We start from the raw sequence: 17023 nt of genomic DNA on the forward strand, positions 1-17023 counted from the left end.
ATTATACTCTTAGTAGGTGTGTCATACTGCGGTCTCGCCACGGTATGACACACTATTCAAATTTTGGAAATATTATGGTAGGTTCTAAAATATTGCTACCCGCTGTTAAAGTATAATCACGTATTAAATGCTTAAATAGACGTTCTTCTTTATTTACCCCTAACTGATCAAGCATTTTATTTGCTGAACTCGGTATAAACGGCAGAAGCATTATCGCAATATAGCGTAAAACTTCTAGTAAAGCATATAACACTTCTAACGTTTTATCTGGATCGGTTTTTTTCAAATTCCAGGGTGCTTCGCTATCAATATAGATATTTGCTTCTTCGGCCAAATTAATAATATTTTCAAGAATTTTATTAATCTCTGTTTTGTCCATCAATAAAATATTCTGCTCGACAAATTTACTTGCGGTTTTTAAAATCGGTAGCTCATATATTTTATCTATAACACCTTGCGTAAGCAAAGGCACTTTGGCGTCATTATTCTTATAAACAAAAGATGTAGTACGCTGTAATAAATTACCTATTTTGTTTGACAACTCGCTATTAATACGGGTAATTAAATTACTACGAGCAAAATTGCCGTCCGCACCAAAAGTTACTTCACGCATCAGAAAATACCTAACTTGATCAACACCGAATTCATCAATTAACTTAATCGGATCAATGGTATTACCAAGAGATTTAGAGATTTTCTGCCCCTCATTCGTCCACCAGCCATGAGCCATAATTGTTTTCGGCAGTGGAACTTCTGCAGCCATTAAGAAAGCAGGCCAATAGACGGCATGAAAACGCAAGATATCTTTACCGACTACATGTAAATCAGCCGGCCAAAACTTACCGTAATTACTTTGTTCATCAAGATAACCGAGTGCTGAAATATAATTAGTCAGTGCATCAAGCCAAACATAAATTACATGTTTTTCATTATTTGGCACTTTTATTCCCCAATTAAAAGTAGTACGCGATACCGATAAATCTTTTAAACCCGATTTAACAAAGCTAATTACTTCGTTACGCCTTGATATAGGTCTGATAAAATCAGGGTTTGCTTCATAAAACTCAAGCAATTTATCCTGCCATTTTGAAAGATTAAAGAAATAGCTAGGCTCTTTAACCCATTCAACTGGAGCACCCGTCGGTGCTAAACCGTCCCTCGTAAGTTCCGACTCATCAAAAAAAGCCTCATCTCGCACTGCATACCACCCTTCATAAAAACCTTCATAAATAGTGCCGTTATCTAGTAATTTCTGCCAAAAAACAGCTACAACTTCTTTATGCCTGTGTTCCGTTGTTCTGATAAAATCATCATTGGAAATATGCATAGCAGTCATCAGATGACGAAAACTCTCTGATGTTTGATCGGTAAATTTTTGTGGGTCAATATTTTTATTAATAGCTGCTTTTTCTACTTTCTGCCCATGTTCGTCAGTACCTGTTAAAAACATTACATCGAAACCTCGAAGTCGCATGAAACGAGCGATTACGTCACTTGCAACGCTAGTATAAGCATGACCGATATGGGGAATATCGTTAACGTAATATATAGGGGTAGTAATGTAGTAAGTATTGTTCATAAATGCTTTTTTATTAACTCATGTACTTCAAGTGGACTTAAATCTGAAGCTTTAATTGTTTTTATTCTCTCAGGAAATCTATTACTTAATTCTTTAAAGCAATAATAGATTTTTTTATAAAAATCTATACCTCTTATGTCAAATTTATTGTTCATATTTCGTGAATTTACTCTCTTAATAGCAGTATCCGGCTCTACGTCAATAAAAAACGTAATATCCGGCATAAGAGAAGGCATTAAAGTTTTGTACAGATTATAAACTAAATCTATGCCGTTTTCTAGTTCTAATCCTTGATAACATGCAGTTGAGTCAATAAACCTATCACATATTACAATATGTCCCTCTTGTAGAGCTGGTATAATTTTCCGTGCCATATGATCATAACGTGCTGCCATAGCTTGTAATAGCTCGGACATGGGTAGTAATTCTTCATGTACTAGAATTTCACGCATTTTTTCGGCTACAATAGTACCACCGACTTCACGAGTTAAAATAACGGGAGTATTTTGAGATTGTAAATATTCATAGAGCATTTGAGATTGAGTAGATTTGCCTATCCCTTCCCCTCCCTCAAATGTAATAAACTTTCCTTGTTTCAAATTATTCATTCATTACAATTACTTTAAGCTATAACTTTATAATCATATCTCTTAAAAAAATATTTACAAGGAAGATTACATACTTATATACTCCTACAAAACGAAGAGCTGTTATACGAAGATCAACTTGGGAAAGAGTAATAGGTCTGTAAGCCGAGGAGCGGAGCGTATATTAAACGTTCAGCATCCGAGGACTTACAAAGACATTGTCACCAATGTTCCAAATTCATCGAGTATAATCCATTATAAATTTTAAATTATTAATATATGAATAATTCATTAAGTAAAAGGGATTTTTCGATCCTAATCGGTAATGCGATGGATCATTTCGATACTGCACTTTATGGGTTTCTTGCTCCACTACTTGCTGGTATTTTTTTTCCGAATCATGATAAAGGCATTGCTTTAATACTTACCTATAGTGTTCTTGCTGCGTCTTTATTTACACGTCCCATAGGCTCTTATTTTTTTGGTGTCATTGCTAAAAAATACGGCGGTGTTTTTGCTTTATCTTACTCTTTAATCGGCGTTGCTTTAACAACTAGCCTAATCGGTTTAATACCTTCACATGCTCAAATAGGCTGGCTTGCACCACTATTATTAGTGTTGCTTAGAACATTGCAAGGAGTATATTCCGAGGGTGAATGTGCCATTGCTAAATTATTTATTTTAGAGAATAAAGAAGAAAAAAAAGCGTTTAAAGCTTCTTACCTTTATCAAACATCTACTATGGTCGGTATTATTCTTGCTTCATTTATCAGTACTATAGTTTTAAATGTAGAGTATAATACATATTGGCGTTTATGTTTCATATTTGGCGGGCTTACAACACTGATAGGTTATTTTTTAAGAAAGCGCGAGGATATTGTAGTCAAGCCCTCATTGTCATCCCGCAGCTTGACCACGGGATCCAATAAAAAAGATAAAATTACTTTACGTAATTTTTGGATACTGTGGTCAAGCCACGGTATGACACCTGGGTCCTCTCCTCGCAATGACATAGTATCATCACTATTACAAGACTTAACTACAATTTGGAACTGTAAACTAAGTATCTTACGCATTAGTTTTGCCATAGGTTTCTCATATATGACTTATATAGTGCCTTTCGTCTTTATGAATAGTTTTATTCCGCTTATCACTGATATATCACTCGAAATAATGATGAAATTTAATACTGAATTTCTGATTTTTGATATGATTATGATTCCGATAATAGGGCATCTAACAAAAAAGCTACATTACCTTAAAATACTAAACGGTACTCTTATTTTAATGAGTTTAAGCATAATTCCTTTATGGCTCTGCTTGAATAATGCATCTATATGGTATGTTAATTTTGTACGTATTTGGATTATAATACTCGGTGTCGGGTTCTTGGCACCTTTGAACTGCTGGCTAAATGATTTATTTAAAACTGCCGATAAATATATGCTAGTCGGTATCGGCAGTAGTATAGGTGCTTCATTAATCGGACGTCTTACTCCGTCAATCTGCCTAATGCTATGGTATTTAACCGGCAACTCTTTATCAATTGCGGTTTATATAACCGCAATATCGATGGTCACTTTATGGGCTGTTAGAGGAGTTGTTGCACGAATCAATGTCATTCCTGCGAAAGCAGGAATCCAGTAAAACATATAAAAATTAAATTCTTATATGTTTTTTACTAGAAATGTAATACTTACAGCAATATTAATGTTATTTTATGGATTCCTGCTTTCGCAGGAATGACATCAAGAACATTATCTAATCCCTAATAGGAAAAGAATTTAATAAAACACCATACTCAAAACTAATCCGATATAATTATTAGCTTTGAATCTTGTCATACAATTGGCAGGATTTTCAATATCAAGAGTTGCTACTTGCAATATCAGTAAAATTAAAGCAGCTAAAATAGGTAAATAGTCGATATTATGATTAGCCATTTTTGTTGCTAGAATAAATAACAATATAAAACCTATATAACATATATAAAGCCAAAGCTTAGAATGCTTGTTCTCTAAATATATACTTAACGATTTCACTCCTATTTTCTTATCATCTTTTATATCCATATATCCGTAAATCGTATCATAACCGATGGCCCAAAAACAGCATGCTAAATACATAATAATCGCTGCTATATCAAGTGTATCCTGAACTGCCGCATAAGCTATTAAGGCCCCTAGCGTCAAGGTAAATCCCAAAAAGATTTGCGGGAAATACGTAATACGTTTCATTAACGGGTATAGGCTAATCATTATTACCGCAAAAAAACCTATATATATGGCTGTTTTGTTTAAAAGTAGCAAAATACAAAGTGAGATAACGCTAAGCATAAAGAGTATCAAAATGGCATAAGAAACAGATAAAGCCTTGCTAGCTAAAGGTCGCTCTTTAGTCCTTGCAACATGCTTATCAAATTTTCTATCAAATATATCGTTAATAATACACCCGCCACTTCTAGCTGTTATACTACCTAAAATAAATAATGGTAATAAATGTATTAACTCCGTTCTTGAGGGGTTTGCAAGCAGTAACCCAAATAAAGGAGGAAAAAAAACCAGAAAATAAGCTACCGGCTTATCTGCACGCATTAATTTTAAAGTAAGCAAAAGTTTGTTCATGATTAGCATATTAAACCTTAAATTTAAATAAATATGGATATTATAGATAATTTAAAATAAAATACACCACGAAATAAAGCTACTAGATTTTTATGGCTAAAAAATTAAAACATGATTCATTAGTAAAAATAATAATGAACGACCCGGTAGCAGCACAAGAATTTTTGGAATATTATTTACCCAATGATTTTAAGAGTTTAGTAGATTTATCAAAAATAACGGTAGAACAAGAAAGCTATATTGAGGAATCTTTAAATAAGAAATATAGTAATATAACATATAAAATTAGCACCAATAATAAAGAAGAAGCATTTGTTTATGTATTAGTAGAAGCCCAATCAACAATTGATTATTGGACGGCTTTGCGGTTATGGAAATATACACTATTATTATGTGAAAGACATAAGCAAGGAAAGGATAAATTACCGCTAGTTTATAATTTAGTTATTTACAACAGTAAAGAAATTTATAATGCTCCAAGAAATCTGTGGAGTTTATTTACTGATAGTGTGATGGCAGAGAAATTAATGGCGGGAGATTATCAATTAGTAGATTTGCAAGCTATGACAGATGATGAAATCGTCAAGAAAAAACATTTAGGTATGCTAGAATATATGATGCAGGATATGATAAAACTATGGGAGAAGTTTTTAACAGAGTTTAAGCATATTATAATATTGGATAAAGAAAAAGGTTATATTTACCTAAGATTGTTCTTATGGTATACTAACGCAAAATTATCAAAACAAAAACAACCGGAATTAGTAGAAGTATTGGATACACATCTATTACCGCAAGATAAGGATACTATTATGAAAACTATCGCTGATACATATAGAGATGCAGGAAAGGTGCAGGGTATTGAGATAGGCAAAGATGAGGGCGAACATAATAAGGCAGTAATTATAGCGAAGGAAATGTTCAGTCAGGGCTTTAAAATTCCTGTTATTGCCAAAATTACAGGTCTTCAAGAAACTTTTGTTCGCTCAATTGTAAATAAGTCATTAATCATGCAAGCACCACTTGCACAAATCCTAAATATCCATATCCTCCCAAAGAAAAGCATCTATTGTCATAATCACATATAACCTTTATAATAATATTCTTGAATCAACTACAAAATCTATGAAAGAATTTCCAAAAAATTATAATTTTACCGAAAATGAAAAAAAGTGGCAGCAAATTTGGCAAGAGAAACAAATTTATGCTTATAATCCAAACGTTGCAAAAGAAGAAACCTATGTAATCGATACTCCACCTCCGACAGTTTCAGGGCAGTTACATATCGGTCATGTTTATAGCTATACGCAAACCGACTTTATTGTACGTTTTCAGCGTATGATGGGTAAAAATATCTTTTATCCTATGGGTTTTGACGATAACGGGCTACCGACCGAGAGACTTGTTGAAAAGCAGAAACAGATCAAAGCTTATAATATGGATCGATCTGAATTTATAAAAATTTGCGAAGAGGTAGTAGAAAATGAAGAAGAAAAGTTTAGAAGTCTATTTAACCAAATAGCTTTATCGGTTGATTGGAGTTTAGAGTACCAAACTATTAGTCCGTTATCACGAAAAATATCACAAATGTCTTTTCTTGATTTAGTACAAAAAGAGGAAATTTATCGTGCTAATCAACCGATTTTATGGGATCCGGTAGATGGTACAGCTCTTGCCCAAGCCGATATTGAGGATAAGGAAAAAACCTCTTTCATGAATTATATTACGTTTAAAACCGAGCAAGGAGACCCGCTTACTATAGCTACTACCAGACCTGAGTTATTACCGGCTTGCGTAGCCGTATTTTATCACCCTGACGATGGACGTTATAAGCATCTAGCAGGTAAATCAGCTATAACCCCACTTTTTAATGAGCAAGTTCCACTGCTTGCTGACCCTTTAGTACAACAAGATAAAGGTACGGGACTGGTAATGTGCTGTACGTTTGGTGATCAAACGGATATTACTTGGTGGAAGACGCATAATCTACCTTTAAAAACTATTATCACTAAAAAAGGTACAATAGACTTCCAACATGAAACTTCTATAGATGGGTTGAAAATTAAAGAAGCTCGAACAAAAATAATAGATATTTTAAAAGAACAAGAGTTGCTTATTAAACAAGAAGCCATCACTCATACCGTTAAATGTGCCGAAAGGTCAGGTGCTCCTCTTGAGATACTAACTGTACCGCAATGGTTCGTTAAAACTATATCACATAAAGAAGAATTGCTTAAAAGAGCGAATGAGTTAAATTGGCATCCTAAAAATATGAAGATTCGTTTAGAGAATTGGATTAATGCCATTAGTTGGGATTGGTGTATAAGTAGGCAGCGTTATTTTGGTGTGCCTTTCCCTGTTTGGTACTCTAAAAGAGTAGGTGAGGAAGGAAAAATCTTATATGCCGATGTTACGCAGCTGCCTATCGATCCGTTAAAAGATTTACCTATGGGTTATAGTAAAGAGGAAGTAGAACCTGATTATGACGTAATGGATACTTGGGCAACAAGTTCCGTTTCGCCTCAACTTTCTACTCATGGGATTTCTGACGATTTCGCTGTTAATAAAGATAGGCACAATAAATTATTTCCGATGGATTTAAGACCTCAAGCACATGAAATTATCAGAACTTGGGCGTTCTATACTATTTTAAAAGCTCATTTACACCAAAATACTTTGCCGTGGGAAAACATCATGATAAGCGGTTGGTGTTTAGCTGAAGATCGAAGTAAAATGTCAAAATCTAAGGGCAATGTTTTAGTTCCTGAAAAACTGCTAGAACAATATGGTTCCGACGTGATACGTTATTGGTCGGCAAATTCAAAGCTAGGTGCTGATACCGCCTATTCTGAAGACGTTATGAAAAATGGCAAAAGGCTTGTTAACAAGCTATGGAATGCCGCTAAATTTGTTTTTATACATTTTGATAAACTGAAAGGTGAAGATAAAAAAGCGAGTTTACTCGATATTAAAGAAAAAATCACTAACGAGTTTGATAAATGGATGGTTAATAAACTAGTGGAATTAGTTAAGCTAGCTACAAATGAGTTACAAAACTACGAATATGCAAATGCTATGCATCTGACGGAAAAATTCTTTTGGGTGGTATTTTGTGATAATTATTTAGAAATAAGCAAAACAAGAAGCTATGATGAGGAACACAAAAATCCACAAGGACAATATAGTAGCATATTAACTTTATATCATGTTATGCAAACGTTACTGAAACTATTTGCACCTTTCATGCCGCATATTACCGAAGAATTATACCAAATATTATATAGTGAAAATTCTATTCATGTTAAAGGTAGCTGGGTTAATTACAGTGACTTAAATTATGAAATCAATGCAAAAGGAGCAGAAGGGCTGCTTGAAATACTAGATATCGTCAGAAAATTCAAAGCTGAGAAGCATCTATCTATAAAAGCTCCAATAAAATTGCTTGAAGTTAGCGGTATAGTATTATCTGCAGAATTAGCAGAAGATTTAAAAAACGTCACATCGGCAGAAGAAATACAATTTGAGATGAAAGATGATAAAATTAAAGTCAATATTATCCTTTAAAAATATTATAGGTTTAATATTAATTATATTTGCCGGTATATTTTTTTATGCTTATATATTAGAACATGACTGGCGGTATGTAACCTTAAGTGATGAACAAGTGAAAAAATACAGGATTAGTGAGAAAAAAGCTATTGCCCTTTATCAGTTAATGAAAGACACTCATGAGCTACTTGGTAAGAATAATATTAATTATTGGATAGAAGGCGGCACTCTGCTTGGAGCCGTTAGACATCAAGGCATAATTCCTTTTGACGATGATTTAGATATCGGCATTATGCATGAAGACGAAATACGTTTGCAACAAATATTACCGCAATTTGAACAATTAGGATATCGTGTTAAACATAATAAAATTTATGTAATTTGCGGGGAAAGATGCTTAGATATTTTCGTATTTCATAAAGAAAATGATAAATTTGTTCTTTTTAATCAAAGTATGCGTAATAAATATCCAAATGATTTTTTTTATGATTATGAGCTATATCCTTTAAAAAAATATAAATTTGGTAGTATAGAAGTATATGGGCCATCTGAATATAAAGAGAATTTGAATAGACAATATCTAGAATGGGATAAATATGCAATAATATACAGCCCTCATAGCTTACATTTACCTTTGTTATCGAATATCGAGAAAAAAACTAAATTTATATTAACGCTGGAATTGTTAAAACCTGCTCAGCCACTCGGACCACTAGAAGATAAAGTGAATATAGTCAATTCAGCTACATTTAGTGGTATGTGCAGAGGATACAGCTTATAATTAAATGTCGAATTGATAATGACTATTTCGATATAAGCAACGAAATAGTCATATGATTTACATTTGCCTAGATTACCTTTTTTGCAAAAATTCATATCAAACAAGTTGAGATAAGAAAGTAATAGCCGGTACTATCCATAAATCCGGTTTATCAAAGCAAGAGCCCGAAATAGCTTGTTTATTTTGAATTACTTGAAAACTAAACTCAGGGTTAAGTAATTCATGAAAATATTTTAAGCTTGAAGAAACGGTTGAGTCACTTACTTTTGCTTCCACTAAAATCCACGGTTGGTTATCTTTTGTTATTACTAAATCGACTTCACGTTTTTGTTTATCACGCAGATAGTATAAACCAAAATCACCAAGCCCTGTTTCGTTCCAAAAATATACGGCTTTTAAAAGGTGAGAAGCTACAAGATTTTCAAATCTCGTTCCTATATCTTTTATTTGCGACCAATCCCAAAGGTAAATTTGTGGCTCTTTTATCAAACTTTTTACAACATTTTTAGACCAAGGTTTGATAGCAAAACAATAATAATGCTTTTCTAGCAAAGAGAGCCATCTTCTTATTGTTTGGTCTGAAACTCTAACTTTATTAGCAAGGTTTGTATAGCTTATTAATGAGCCTGCTTGCTCATTTATAATGCTAGTAAGTAATGATAACGCATAAATATTGTTGATATCTTCAGTATTTCTTACATCTTCTCTAAATAATTGCTTGAATCTTTGATTACTCCATATTCTATGAAATTTAGCAGTTGCTTTTAAATAACTTTCTGCAAATCCTCCAAAATTTATTAAAGCTTCAAATTCATCTATAGTGATATTTTGGGGGCTTTTTATATAATCAATGTCATTATCAAAATTTTTAGCTATTTCAGATACCGGTAACGGATGCACGGTTAAACTTATATAACGTCCCATTAGGCTATCACCGCCTTTTTTATATATATTTAATTTGGCACTACCTGTTATAATAAATTCAATATTTTCTCCGAATTTATTATAAAATCCTTTTACAAGATTTTTCCAATCTTTATATTTATGAATTTCATCTAATATTAAGCACGATTTCTTATCGGATATAGTAGAAAGTAGATTTTTAAAAAGTTTGGTGTGTTTGTTTAAGATTTTATTTCTATCTTCTAGATAATCCCAATTTAGGTAAATTGAATTAGGATTAGGTTTAATTACTTGTTTTGATATTGTAGTTTTCCCTACTTGCCTTGCTCCGCTTATAAATACAAGCTTACCGTAATTTGTTAGATATTCTTCAACTTGCTTTTTATATAACCTATCCATTATAATATTTCTATAAGTTTATAAAAATATTATAGGCTAATATCGAAATAGTCTTACTTGTAGTATTGAAATTGAGCATTGCCTAGAAAAAGTTGTTTTATAGTTTAGCCTTCCGATGTCATTCCCACGAAAGCGAGAATGCTTTGTTGCGTGGACCAGTTTCCTAATTGTCATCCCGCGACTTGATCGCGGGATCCAGTTTAAAACATTAAAATTTTAGTATTTTAAGTTGTGTTTTTGGATATCGTGGTCAAGCCACGGCATAACACCGAACGGGTTTTTCAGTCCACACAACAAGACCTGCACAGACATGACATAAAACGAGCCATGCAACAACACCTGCAGTAACTCGCAATGACTATATCAACCTTTTCTAGGCAATGCCAAAATAATTAGTGCAAATTATGCGGTACTTTAGTATTATTTAACATTAAACTTTGCTTCATTCTATGCCTTATTTATTACCAACTATTATAACTACGCTACTTATTTTATTAGCGCTAATAATTTGGTTTTATTTAAAAACTCAAACCTTAAGGACACAGCTACAATTTTTATCAGAGCAGAATCTAGAAATTAGCAATAATAACCAATTATTAAATCAAGAAAAGATAGGATATTTACAGAAAATTGAGCAATTGAAGTGTAAAATAGAATATCAAGCACAGACTATTAAGGATTCAGAAAAAATAAGAGAAGAGTCATTTTCATCGGCTAAAGCTGCGTTATTTGATTTAGGTCAAGATTTGTCTAAGCAATTAATAGCGATACATAAAATGGAAAACACGGCAGCAAGAGAGCTAGCCGAGAAAAATATCGCTACTGCTTCAGGAAAATTTAATAGTGAGTTTGAACGGTTAATTACGATGGTGGGAGCATTAAATAAAGATATAGAGCAATCAAAAGGTACTGTTGATTTGATAAAACAGTCTCTGCTTTCTCCGATCGGGGCGGGGCTACTTGCTGAGATTACCCTTGAGAATATCTTAAAATCTTCGGGCTTACGTCCTAATTTAGATTTCATTATGCAATACGGTCTAACTACCTCAGATAGCGGAAAGCTAAGACCTGATGCGCTCATTTTTCTTCCTTCCGGTAATTTAATGGTTATTGATTCTAAAGCTTCAAAGTTTCTTGTAGACGAGCAAGATAATAACATGAATCTTAATAAAACTATGAATTACCATTTAAAATCTTTGGCAAATAAAGACTATGCCGCAAATATTTTAACTAATCTAAACAAAAAGGATCAGAGCTTTAACAATGTTATTACTTTAATGTTTTTGCCGACTGAACAAGCGGTTGAGAAAGTTATTGCAGCCGACCCTGAATTTTTACAAAAAGCTTGGGGCTGTAATATCTTTCCGGTAGGACCTAGCGGACTTATGAATATGCTATCATTTGCAAAATTTCAAATTACCGATCATCGCCGCTCAGAAAATTATAAGGTAATCATTGAAGAAGTGAGAAAGCTATTAAGCTCCATAGGTACTATAGCAGATTATTCTCAAAAGATCGGTAATAACCTGCATAATATGGTTACTAATTACGATAAATTTGCTGCCTCGTTTAATCGTAATTTTATGTCAAGAGTAAAGAATATTCAAAAACTCGGTATTGATTCAGGGAATAAAGCCATGCCGGCTACCTTAGAGCGTTATCAAATCGTTTCCTCTAAATCTGAGATTATTGAAGTGGAAGCAGAAAATCCACCACAAATAGCAGAAAAATTATAAATAAATTTTTCTCGTAATAGGTAATTTAAATGTTAAAAAAAACTTTCCATAATTTGTATAGCCATATTATTACTATGTGTAAGCATATAAGATTAAAGCTCCTAAAACAGAAAACAAACATGCTATAAGAGTGAGCTTTATTAATATGTGGCTGGGCTTTACAATAGACGAGCTACCGATGATAAAAGAAATCATTGAAGCAAACGGACGAACAATTGTTATAGATTATAACAATTATGACCTTATTATTGATAGTGTTTTTGGTCAAAGAACTATTAGTAATAAAGATAGTATAAAGATATTTTTTACCGGTGAATCCGTTAGACCAAAGCTAGAAAATTATGATATATCTATAGGTTTTGATTATATAGATCATCCAAATTATATAATGAATACCTTTATATATGTATTGTACTAATGACGTCAGTACTGAATATAAACGCTCAAAATATAATCCGAATAAAACGTATTTTGCTTGTTTCTTAGTCTCTAACGGTATAGAAGATCCTGAGAACGACGGCTGCATAGCAAGAAATCGATTTTTTCATAAATTGTCGCTGTATAAAAAAGTAGTAAGCGACAGTAAATATTTAAATACTGAATCTACAATTATACCAAAAGAAAAAACTCGTGAATGATTATCTAAATGTAAATTTGTTATTGCTTTTGAAAATAAAACATATGAGAGGTATGTTACTGAAAAACCTTTTCAAGCTTATTTAGCAGGAGCAGTACCTATTTTATATATTATGCAGATAAAAGTTATATAAAAGATGTAAACCCTAATGCAGTAATATTTGCTAAAGATTATTCAGAAGAAGATTTATATAATTATATTATTTCTGTTGATAAAGATGATGAAAACTATTATAAGATATATAATAATAAGATTGTACCGACTTCAGAAAATAATTACATCGCAGTAAAAGAAAAATTAAGAAAAAAAATTACCCTTATTAAATACAAATTAAAAACTATTTTTATAATATCAATTATAATTATTTGTTTATCATTGCTTTTTATATTTTTAAAAACTTATCAAATAGGTTCTACTCCACTTGAAGTAAAAGATATTAAAATTTTTATAGTAAACCTACGCAGCACTGATAGATATAACAATATTAGTAAACAATTCGACAATAATAATTTATTCTATGAAAGGTTTAGTGCAGTAGACGGTTATAATTTTAACCCTGCTCTTTTATCACTTGATAACGGTTATACTGTACTTTGTCCTTCGGAAAATATAAATTATTATTCCGATAGCAAAATATTAAATCATACTTTAACGGCAAGTGAACTCGGTTGTTATTGTAGCCATAGAGAAATTTGGCTTAAAATGGTTAAAGACAATATACCTGATGCCCTAATAATAGAAGATGATGCTATACTAAATGATGATTTCCGTAATAAATTTTTAACAATGCTTAAGCATTTACCTACCGACTGAGATTTAATTTATTTGTCCTTGTCACATTCTAAAAACAAAATATTTTATAATATTTACAATAATCCGTATTTAAAGAAGATAGGTCATGGTAGTTACTTTAATACAACTACAGGTTATTTGATACACTTAAAAGCTGCTCAAAAACTTCTTGAATATAGCAAAAACTTTACTTTAGAGATTGATAATGTACCACGCTTTTATGCATAGCGAAGTGCAGTCCTATGTCACATCGCCTTTTTTAATACATGCAACACTTAATTCTGAAGATTCAATTATATTTGAAATGGGAAGAGCACATTAAATAACGTAAATTTTACAACCTTAATCGAGGTTTTGTGGACATTTCTAAAAAGATTTAATTTTGGCTCTTTTTTGCTGCAAAATAGCAAATCAATTAGCAGTGTCCACAAAGCCTCTAAGCATGGTACTTCTTCTGTAGGCTCAATATCAATCACTGTATCATCGTTTGTGCCTGAGGTAACCTTTAAGCCAAATAAGGGTAGTAGCGGTTGTCTCGGCAATATTCTTGCCTGCACTACTAATTGCCTTGCCGACATTGCAATCCGATATAGCAGTTGTTAAAATATCTATTAAAGTTGCAAGACTTAAGAATTTTAAATCTTTAATAGACTCAAACATTATTAAAGGTACTATCGCTACGGTCAATCTTGCCGCATCATTATAGTAACACTTTTGAAACAACACATCATTAGTTAATTTTTTGCTGGTGATATTTTCTATAACTTTATTGCCGTAATATGTTGATACTAATAAAGAAGCAAGACGCAACAGATATAATCCAAAATCAGTGTGGCTATTGCCGCACATATAGTAGTACTCTTCCATCCATGATAGATACTAATGTCTGATTCAATATTGTTAAAATCTATATCTTGATTGGTAAGTTTATTATATATTGCCTGAAGTTTTATTTGCGTATTCTTATCTGTTTTGGAATGTTTATATAGTAACTGAAAATATGGTTTAATTTCTTCAGCTGTAAATTTCTTATGCTCAATTAAAGCCGGTACAATTTTATCATGCAAAAATTTAATTAATTTATTTTGCATAAAATTTGTAACTTTACTTTGTTCTTCTAATACTCCTGCAACTGTATACCATCGTAAAGCCTGTAATACAATTATACGATTAATAGTATCATTATTTAATAAATCAATAGGCTACAACCCTACATTAGCAGCATATCTAAAACAAATCGCAGTTGTATTTACGGCATCATTAGCAAAACTTGGAGTGTGATCAAATAAAAATTTAACATCTTCAGCATTGTCATTGTTATTTTCTAATGCTTGAAACATATTATTATTCATCTCTTTAGTTTGTCTATTTGATAAGACCGTACACCGGGAAAGATAATAAAATTTGTAGCATCGCAAGTCTAGTGGTCGGTAAAGCACATAATTCATACCAAGGATCCTTTTCGTCAATTACATATGAACGTAAAGCAATTACACCCACTATACGAGAAACATAAGTAATTGCTATTTTACCTGAATGATTACTAACTAAAGCTGATTTTTCGGTTAACCAAGAAGCAATTTTGTGATCTTCATTATACTTATCACTAGCTTTTTCTATTCTAATAAGACTTTGCTCTAATGAATTAAGATAATTTGCAAAATTTAAATGAGCTTTTTTTACTATATTAAACTCGTTTTTATAAGAGGAAGGTGCATTTAAAGTATTTGTAAGTAATATTGCTTTAGTTATATAGCGATATAAAAAATATTCTCTCGTCAAAAGATATGCCATAGCATCGATTTCTTTGGCTGCTTTAATCAAGTGTTCAGATTGATCTAAATTATTTTTTAAAAACACTTGGACTTTAGTAACTAGGGTACTAAACTCTAATGAATTTATATCCCCTATATCATCTAGCATAGCATCAATGATATTCTTGTTTTCTACTCCTATTAACTTCTATAGCTTTATATATTTCTGTAGCTTTATACATAAAAAATGATCTCGATTATTTAGCTCTTCAAAACAATGGCTCCATTGAGAATGATCAATATTATTATCTTGATACTTTCCGGTAGCAGCTATTTTACTTAACATTGTTTCTAAATATTGAGTATAAATCAAACTTTGATCTAGTGTCGGTAGATCTTTAAAATTTTTATCACAGAACCATATTTTCCATACCTCACCTAAATTAAAACTAGCAAATGCTGTAGTAGTTTTCCATAATCTTACGCCTAAATTTGATATATCATTATAATATTGTATTATTACTTCTAGTTTATTACTCATAATTTCAATTAAATAAATATTAAAAATATGAACATCTCTTAATATTTATTCAAATCTTTTATATATAATCATTTATAATCTTTAATTATTTTATTATGAGATAACATTAAAGTCACACACGAGCAACCCCAGTTTATGATAAGAGAGAAGAGGATTGGGTTATAAAAGTTTTTAACCAAAAAAACAATAGTTGTGGACATAAAATATCCTTTTTTATCTTCTATTGGCAACAGGATCTGATTAATGATATAAAAGTCAGTACCTGAATCGTTTATATTTGAGAATACTAGTAACAGGAGCTAACGGCTTTATTGGATCATATATTACAGCTGAATTATTAAAGAATAATTATAAAGTAATATGCTGTGTTCGAGATGTTGAATCGACCAGGAAAAATTCCCTACTGCAGAAGTGATATACTGTGATTTTAATATAGACCTAACACCACAAAGCTGGATAAATAGATTAAATAACATAGATATAGTTATTAATGTGTCAGGTGTATTAACGTCTAGTCATGCAATAATATTGACAATGTTCATGTCAATGGTCCAAAGGCTCTATTTAAGGCTTGCACCCTTACTAACGTACAAAGAATTATTCATAATAGACTGGGTAATTTTACAACCGTCTCTTGTTTACGCAAGCGGTTGTTATGGTGGTACCTCGCTATTTAGGGCTCTTGCAACATTACCGTATTTTATTCCTTTAATAGGTGATTGTTTACAATAATTTCAACCTATTCATATTGATGATTTAACGAAAGTAATGATTCACTGTATAGAAAGGGAAGGAAAAATCCACACATTATTAAAAATAGTTGGACCAGACATAGTGACCATGAAGGATATCTTGCTTGGATTCAGAAGATGGCTTGGAGTCAATCCTGGAAGACTAATAAAAATTCCTTTAATATTCATTAAAATAGCAACTAAATTAGGGGATTGTCTAAAAATAGTACCATTAATTCTACTTAGTACCATTAATTCTACTGCGTATAATATGTTACTTCAACCTAATATTGCTGATAAAAAAGATTTTATCGATTTTACTTCTATAATCCCTAGAAACTTGCAACAAGGTTTTGCAACCAAACCTTTAACCGTACAATCCATATGGCACACTAGGCTTTATTTTTAAA

General features: G+C 31.8%; 19 protein-coding genes and 2 pseudogenes. 12 read left to right on the forward strand and 9 right to left on the reverse strand.

The genetic code is table 11. The features are described from left to right. Nucleotides 1-52: 52 nt before the first annotated feature. Together metG and tmk are read right to left on the reverse strand one after the other, a co-directional pair. Nucleotides 53-1579 (reverse strand): methionine--tRNA ligase, encoded by a 1527-nt coding sequence (metG, locus tag RJP_RS05445; RefSeq protein ID WP_014121017.1) that lies wholly within the window; start codon nt 1577-1579, stop codon nt 53-55. Further along, the gene (gene tmk / locus RJP_RS05450; RefSeq protein WP_014121018.1) at nt 1576-2187 is read right to left on the reverse strand and encodes a dTMP kinase; all 612 of its coding nucleotides are present in this window, start codon (nt 2185-2187) and stop codon (nt 1576-1578) included. The genes metG and tmk overlap by 4 nt, the downstream gene beginning before the upstream one ends. Before the next feature lie 258 nt (nt 2188-2445). On the opposite strand from tmk, the gene RJP_RS05455 reads away from it, so the two are divergent. Then, entirely contained in the window at nt 2446-3813 is a 1368-nt protein-coding gene (locus tag RJP_RS05455; RefSeq protein ID WP_014121019.1) for an MFS transporter, read from the forward strand. Nucleotides 3814-3950: 137 nt separating this feature from the next. On the opposite strand, the gene ubiA is transcribed toward RJP_RS05455, so the two are convergent. Then, nucleotides 3951-4799 (reverse strand): 4-hydroxybenzoate octaprenyltransferase, encoded by an 849-nt coding sequence (gene ubiA / locus RJP_RS05460; RefSeq protein ID WP_014121020.1) that lies wholly within the window; start codon nt 4797-4799, stop codon nt 3951-3953. Nucleotides 4800-4882: 83 nt separating this feature from the next. Between ubiA and RJP_RS05465 the strand changes: the two genes are divergently transcribed. The 3 genes from RJP_RS05465 to RJP_RS05475 are packed head-to-tail and all read left to right on the forward strand — an operon-like array spanning nt 4883 to nt 9120. Then, nucleotides 4883-5878: an Rpn family recombination-promoting nuclease/putative transposase gene (locus RJP_RS05465; RefSeq protein WP_014121021.1), complete on the forward strand. Its 996-nt coding sequence runs from the start codon at nt 4883-4885 to the stop codon at nt 5876-5878. Between the two features lie 37 nt (nt 5879-5915). Then, nucleotides 5916-8354: a valine--tRNA ligase gene (locus RJP_RS05470; RefSeq protein ID WP_014121022.1), complete on the forward strand. Its 2439-nt coding sequence runs from the start codon at nt 5916-5918 to the stop codon at nt 8352-8354. Beyond that, entirely contained in the window at nt 8323-9120 is a 798-nt protein-coding gene (locus tag RJP_RS05475; protein ID WP_014121023.1) for a LicD family protein, read from the forward strand. The genes RJP_RS05470 and RJP_RS05475 overlap by 32 nt, the downstream gene beginning before the upstream one ends. A 96-nt stretch (nt 9121-9216) precedes the next feature. Here the strand turns inward: RJP_RS05475 and RJP_RS05480 are convergent, their stop codons facing one another. Further along, nucleotides 9217-10422 carry an ATP-binding protein gene (locus RJP_RS05480; RefSeq protein ID WP_024704338.1) on the reverse strand — a complete coding sequence of 402 codons (1206 nt, stop codon included), beginning with the start codon at nt 10420-10422 and terminating at the stop codon, nt 9217-9219. Nucleotides 10423-10871: 449 nt separating this feature from the next. On the opposite strand from RJP_RS05480, the gene RJP_RS05485 reads away from it, so the two are divergent. The 5 genes and pseudogenes from RJP_RS05485 (at nt 10872) to RJP_RS09195 (ending at nt 13815) form a co-directional block, all read left to right on the forward strand. After that, nucleotides 10872-12158 carry a DNA recombination protein RmuC gene (locus RJP_RS05485; protein WP_014014682.1) on the forward strand — a complete coding sequence of 429 codons (1287 nt, stop codon included), beginning with the start codon at nt 10872-10874 and terminating at the stop codon, nt 12156-12158. Between the two features lie 130 nt (nt 12159-12288). Continuing rightward, entirely contained in the window at nt 12289-12576 is a 288-nt protein-coding gene (locus RJP_RS10750; protein ID WP_225981251.1) for an alpha-1,3-fucosyltransferase, read from the forward strand. After that, entirely contained in the window at nt 12563-12796 is a 234-nt protein-coding gene (locus RJP_RS10755; protein WP_225981252.1) for a hypothetical protein, read from the forward strand. Before RJP_RS10750 ends, RJP_RS10755 begins: the two co-directional genes overlap by 14 nt. Before the next feature lie 21 nt (nt 12797-12817). Further along, nucleotides 12818-12928 (forward strand): glycosyltransferase family 10 domain-containing protein, encoded by a 111-nt coding sequence (locus tag RJP_RS09355; RefSeq protein WP_158309291.1) that lies wholly within the window; start codon nt 12818-12820, stop codon nt 12926-12928. A gap of 242 nt (nt 12929-13170) precedes the next feature. Continuing rightward, nucleotides 13171-13815: pseudogene (locus tag RJP_RS09195) on the forward strand (glycosyltransferase family 25 protein). A gap of 161 nt (nt 13816-13976) precedes the next feature. Here the strand turns inward: RJP_RS09195 and RJP_RS11460 are convergent. From RJP_RS11460 to RJP_RS05515, 5 genes and pseudogenes are all read right to left on the reverse strand, one after another. Then, nucleotides 13977-14247 (reverse strand): annotated as a pseudogene (locus tag RJP_RS11460) (hypothetical protein); the annotation flags it as partial. A gap of 128 nt (nt 14248-14375) precedes the next feature. Continuing rightward, nucleotides 14376-14678: a hypothetical protein gene (locus RJP_RS05505; RefSeq protein WP_024704339.1), complete on the reverse strand. Its 303-nt coding sequence runs from the start codon at nt 14676-14678 to the stop codon at nt 14376-14378. Between the two features lie 111 nt (nt 14679-14789). Then, nucleotides 14790-14939 (reverse strand): hypothetical protein, encoded by a 150-nt coding sequence (locus RJP_RS09475; RefSeq protein WP_162098700.1) that lies wholly within the window; start codon nt 14937-14939, stop codon nt 14790-14792. A 13-nt stretch (nt 14940-14952) separates the two neighbouring features. Then, the gene (locus RJP_RS05510) at nt 14953-15510 is read right to left on the reverse strand and encodes a hypothetical protein (RefSeq protein WP_225981256.1); all 558 of its coding nucleotides are present in this window, start codon (nt 15508-15510) and stop codon (nt 14953-14955) included. 39 nt (nt 15511-15549) lie between these two features. Then, a complete protein-coding gene (locus RJP_RS05515) occupies nt 15550-15882 on the reverse strand; it encodes a hypothetical protein (RefSeq protein WP_037215170.1) in 333 nt (110 codons plus the stop codon). A 277-nt stretch (nt 15883-16159) separates the two neighbouring features. On the opposite strand from RJP_RS05515, the gene RJP_RS10765 reads away from it, so the two are divergent. The 3 genes from RJP_RS10765 to RJP_RS05525 are packed head-to-tail and all read left to right on the forward strand — an operon-like array spanning nt 16160 to nt 17022. Next, the gene (locus RJP_RS10765; RefSeq protein WP_014273722.1) at nt 16160-16297 is read left to right on the forward strand and encodes an NAD-dependent epimerase/dehydratase family protein; all 138 of its coding nucleotides are present in this window, start codon (nt 16160-16162) and stop codon (nt 16295-16297) included. Next, on the forward strand, nt 16294-16614 hold the full coding sequence (locus tag RJP_RS08735) for a hypothetical protein (RefSeq protein WP_225981257.1): 321 nt from the start codon (nt 16294-16296) through the stop codon (nt 16612-16614). Before RJP_RS10765 ends, RJP_RS08735 begins: the two co-directional genes overlap by 4 nt. A gap of 36 nt (nt 16615-16650) precedes the next feature. Next, nucleotides 16651-17022 (forward strand): hypothetical protein, encoded by a 372-nt coding sequence (locus RJP_RS05525; protein WP_231839094.1) that lies wholly within the window; start codon nt 16651-16653, stop codon nt 17020-17022. Nucleotide 17023 lies beyond the last annotated feature (1 nt).

It is taken from the genome of Rickettsia japonica YH, from assembly GCF_000283595.1.
GTDB lineage: Bacteria > Pseudomonadota > Alphaproteobacteria > Rickettsiales > Rickettsiaceae > Rickettsia > Rickettsia rickettsii.